Here is a 5,483-nt window from a genome sequence, read left to right on the forward strand (position 1 = left end):
GACCTGGTGGTCCTCAATGATGTGAATTCGGGCAATGTCTGGCTGGTCAACCAGAACATGCAGCTCGTCAACAACTGGGACGACGTCATCCCGCCGCAGCAGAGCTCCGACGACGCGGACAAGGACTCCGCCGACGAGGTCCAGCAGACCGTCCTCCCGGACCGCACGAAACCGAACAGCGCCCCCGCGGCCAAGCCGGACAGCTTCGGCGTGCGCGCCGGCAAGACCACCATCCTCCCCGTGCTCGACAACGACACCGACCCCGACGGCGACATCCTCACCGTCCGGGCACCCGATCCGGTCACATCCGGATTCCTGGCGCCGATCTACGGCTCCACCGGTTTCCAGGTCAGCGTTCCGGCGGACCGGACCGGCGCCGAGACGTTCAAATATTCGGCGGACGACGGCCGCGGGCTCTCCGCGTCCGCCGACGTCACGCTCACTGTCATTCCCGAGGGGGAGAACTCCGCCCCGCGGCAGAAACCCAACCGGAACACCTCCCTTGTGGTGCAGTCCGGCAAGCTTGTCACCCAGAACATCCTCCCGGACTGGATCGACCCCGACGGCGACGACCTCTACGTCGTCAGCGCCACCAGCAGCGACCCCCGCGACCAGGTCAAGGCACGTCCCGACGGCCTGCTCAGCTTCCAGGATGCCGGCGCCGAGCCCGGCCGCAAGATCGTCACCGTCACGGTCTCCGACGGCCAGTCCAGCACCGAAGGAAAGATCACCGTCGACGTCCGCGCGCCAGGCGTCCTGCCGCCGATCGCCAACGCGGACCACATCGTCGCCGTCGCCGGGGTGGACACCGTCATTGCCCCGCTCACAAACGATTCGGATCCCCAGGGCGGAGCGCTCCGCCTCGCCCAGGTCACCCCGGACGGCAATTCCACCGCCACGATGGGCGCGGACCAGCAGACCTTCACGTTCAACTCCACCGCCCAGGGCGCCCACTACGTCACCTACCTCGCGACCAACGGTCCGGCCAGCGCCCAGCAGCTGGTCCGGGTCGACGTCGTACCCGGCGACGGCGACGGCGCCCCGGTGGCCGTGCGGGACACCGCCCTGCTTCCCAGCGGCGGCAGCGTGCTGGTGGATGTGCTGGGCAACGACTCCGACCCCTCCGGCGGCGTGCTGGTGGTCCAGTCCGTCACCGCCGCTGACGGGCAGCCCGTAAGCGTGTCCGTCCTGGACCACTCGGTGGTCCGGATCACCGACATCCGCGCGCAGGGCCAGCTCAACGTCAAATACACCATCTCCAACGGCAAGTCCTCAGCCAGCGGCGAGATCGCCGTCCTCGTGGTCCCGGCCCCCACTAAACTCCAGGCACCGCAGGCCAAACCGGACGAAGCCACCGTCCGGGCCGGCGACGTCGTCACCATTCCGGTCCTCGAGAACGACACCGACCCCAACGGCGGCAAGCTGGCCCTTGAGCCGGTCCTCGCGCAGCAGCCCGACGCCGCCGACGGCCGCATCTTCCACTCCGGCAACACCCTGCGCTTCATCGCCGGCGACGCGCCCAAAACCGTTTACGCGATCTACAAGGTCACCAACGACTCCGGCCAGTCGGACTCCCAGCAGCTCACCATCAGGATCCGGGCCCGCGACGACGAGCGGAACACCCGGCCCGAACCGAAAAACCTGACCGCCCGGGTGGTGGCCGGACTGGTGGTCCGCATTCCCGTGCCGCTGGACGGCATTGACTCCGACGGCGACTCCGTCCAGCTGACCGGCGTCGACAAGGCCCCGGCCATGGGCACGGCCGTGGTCAAGGACGGCTACCTCGAATTCACCGCCACCGCTGACGCGGCCGGCACGGACACTTTCAGCTACCGGGTGCGGGACCGGATCGGCGCCGAAAACACCGGCACCGTGATTGTCGGCATCGCCCCGCCGGAAGCCAACAACCAGAAACCCATCGCGACGGACGACGCCGTCGACGTCCGCCCCGGCCGCAAGGTTGCCGTCGACGCGCTCACCAACGACTCGGACCCCGACGGGGACCCGATCAGCCTGGTCTCCAACGCTTTCGAGGCCCGCCCCGAACTGCAGGTGGAAGCAGCCGACGGCGGCAAGGTGCTCCTCACCGCCCCCGGCACCGCCGGCAATGAGAGCGTCAGCTACAAAATCCAGGACGACAAAAAGGCCCAGGGCAGTGCCGTGGTCCGCGTCCGGATCAGCCCGGACGCGGCCCTCAAGCTCCCGGTCGCCAAGGACGACGTGGTCACCTCCGCCGAGACACTCGGCAAGTCCGCCGTCGACGTCCCGGTCCTCAAGAACGACGCCGACCCCGACGGCGTCGCCTCCGAACTCAAGGTCTCCCTGCCGGACGGCAACCCGAATGCACGCGTCGGAGGCGACGGCGACGTCGTCGTGACCCTGGTCCCGAAGGACCAGCTGGTCCCGTACACCGTCACCGACGTGGACGGCCAAAGCGCGACGGCGGTCATCTGGGTTCCCGGCCAGGGCGAGCAACACCCCACCCTGGCGCGCACCGACGTCGTCGAGGTGATGGCCGGCCAGGACATCACCCTGGACCTGAACGAGTACGTCCGGGTCCGGGACGGACGCACCCCGCGCATCACGCAGGTGGACAAGGTCCGGGTGCAGGGAGCGGACACGGAGGACGTGGTGGCCGGAAACGGCGCCGCGCTGCGCTACGCCGCGCTCGGGGACTACGTCGGCCCCGGCTCAGTGACCTTCGAGGTCACGGACGGCACGGGACCGGACGATCCGCAGGGCCTCAAATCGACCCTGAGCATCATCACCAACGTCATTCCGGACCCGAACGCCAACCACCGGCCCACCTTCAGCGGGACCGGGCTTGACGTGCCCAAGGCCGAATCCGTCAGCCTGGAGCTCGGCAACCTCGCCAAGGATGTGGACTCCGGCGACCAGGAAAAGCTCAAGTTCGAGCTCGACGGCACCCTGCCGGACGGGTTCAAAGCAACGATCGAGGGCCAGACCCTCAAGGTCACCGCGGAAGCCACCCTCGCCGCGGGACGCCAGGGGACCATCCCGCTGAAGGTCACGGACGGGCGCTCCGAACCGGTCCAGGCTACGGTGGCGGCGACCGTCGTCGCCTCCAACCGGCCCCTCCCGACGGCCAACGAGGACGTCATCGAAAAGGCCAACGCGGGCAAGACCGAGACCATCAACGTCCTGGCCAACGACTTCAACCCGTTCAGCGAAACTCCGCTGAAAATCATCTCGGCCACGGTGGAAACCGGCTCGGCCGCCGGCGCCCCAGCGGTGAACGGGGAGTCGATCACGGTCACTCCCGCGGACGGTTCCAAGGGCGTGATGGTGATCCGCTACACCGTGCTGGACAAGACCGAGGACCCCTCGCGGCAGGCGAGCGGCCGGCTGCGCATCACGGTCCGGGACAAGCCGGATGCCCCCTCGGCGCCGTCCGCGACGGACGTCCGCAGCCGCACCGCCGTGCTCAAGTGGGCCCCGCCCTCGGACAACGGCGCTGCCATCAGCAAATACACCGTCAGTTCCAGCGGCTTCAGCCAGGACTGCGCCACCACCACGTGCACGCTCAGCGGCCTGACCAACGACGTCAAGTACGTCTTCACCGTCACCGCCACCAACGAGGTGGGGGAGTCAACGCCTTCGGTGGCATCCAACGAGATCCGGCCGGACGAGAAGCCGTCCCCGCCGGAGGCCCCGTCGGTCAAGGCCGGTGACAAGAACATGGTGGTCAACTGGGCCCCGGCCAAGACCGAGGGCTCGGCCGTCAAGGGCTACAACCTGGAAATCTCCCCGCCGCCGGCCAACGGCATTGCCGTGAAGAGCGGCGTCGCCGGCCTGAACTACACCTGGCCGGGACTGACCAACGGCGTCCGGTACAAGGTGCGCGCCCAGGCCGTCAACGAGCTTGGCCCGTCCGAATGGGGGATCTACTCCGCCGAGGACAACCCCGCCGGTGTGCCGGCAGCCCCGGCGGCACCCACCACGACGGTTGCCTCCGCCGTGGGGACCTCGAACCAGCTCAAGGTGAACTGGACCGAACCGAACACCAACGGCGACGCGATCAAGAACTACTACGTCACCATGAGCGGCGGCGGCGGGACCACCCAGACCCAGATGGTGGCCGGGACCGTCCGGACCGCGAACTTCACCGCGAACAACTCCGAGGCGTCCTACACGTTCACCGTCCAGGCCGAGAACAAGGCCGGCAAGGGCGCCGTCAGCGCCCCGTCCGCACCTCGCCGCGCCACCGGCAAGCTCTCGGCGGTCTCCGGCGTGAGCGCCACCGAGGCCAACACCGGCGGTGCGGGAAGGGCCGTGACGATCAACTTCCGGGAACTCACCAACGCGGAGCGCAATGGCTCGGCGCCCAATGAGGTCAGCTACACGTACAGGGCCAGCACCGGCCAGTCCGGCCCCATCCGGCCCGGGCAGACCGTCGGCGGTTTCACGAACGGGGCGGCCACGACCATCACGGTGGTCGCCAACTCCACCGTGGCGCCAAGCTCCGACGCCAGTGCCGGTGCCGGCGCCACCCCGTTCGGGGCGCCCGGAACGCCGTCGGCCGCCGGCCAGGACGGGGCCGAAAACCAGAAGTCGCTGAGCTTCAGCTGGTCCTCGCCATCAACCTCCACCAACGACGTCGCCAGGACCCAGATCAACATCGACGGCGGAGGCTGGCAGGACGTGAACCCCTCCGGCAGCAGGACGGTCAATACCGGAGGCTACGACGAGCAGCACTCCATCCAGGTCCGGACTGCCAACTCGGTGGGAACCTTCGGCGCGACTGCCACGGCAACCGCGAAGTCCGGTCCGCCGCAACGCGTCTGGACCACCCGGGTCAAGACCTCCGATCCGAACTTCGTGCGCACCTGCACCTACACGCTGGGCGGCTCGAACTACCGTCCCACTCCCTACTTCGACTGCGACGGCGTCAACAATGGGGACTCGCCCCCGTGGTTCTACAAGAACAGCGGGGAGACCATCGTGGTCAAGTGCTACATCGTTCAGAACGACAACTGGACCAACTCCCCGGACACCGAGTGGTACCGGGTGGAATCTGGCTCCAACCGGAACGTTGGCCGGTACGTGATCGCGGGGCACACCCAGCTTGGTGCGCCGTACAGCCTCGGGATCCCCCGGTGCTGAGTGCCGCAGGGAAGTCCTCCCCATCGCGCGGCCGCGGAACGTTCGGTAGGCTGTCGCGGGAACTGAGGACCTCGTCTCAGGTCCGCCACGGAAACCTCCACCCCATCACGAAGGAAATCTGAAGCTGTGACACGTCTCTTCGCCACGCTGGGGTCCAGGAAGCCGGGCTTTGCCCGTCCGGGGTCAAAAAAACGTCGCAGCAAGTTCATCACCATTACCGCCTCCCTCTGCGCTGCCGCGGTGCTGGTCACGGCTGCCGTGCTTTATCCGGGGTTTAAGACCACTGAGGTGGAGTTGAATGATGGTGGGGTGTGGGTGGTGTCGAAGTCGAAGAATGCGGTGGGGCGGTTGAATTATCC

The 5,483-nt window shown here is 68.0% G+C and carries 2 protein-coding genes; both read left to right on the forward strand.

Going from position 1 to position 5,483, the window contains the following annotated elements; all coding sequences use genetic code 11:
* On the forward strand, nt 1–5,124 hold a 5,124-nt coding region (locus ABIB29_RS19900; protein WP_354174765.1), incomplete at its 5' end, for an Ig-like domain-containing protein.
* Nucleotides 5,125–5,250: 126 nt separating this feature from the next.
* A partial coding sequence (locus ABIB29_RS19905) for a hypothetical protein (RefSeq protein WP_354174767.1) occupies nt 5,251–5,483 on the forward strand: 233 nt, incomplete at its 3' end.

This window comes from Arthrobacter sp. UYEF36 (genome assembly GCF_040547025.1).
Lineage (GTDB): Bacteria > Actinomycetota > Actinomycetes > Actinomycetales > Micrococcaceae > Arthrobacter.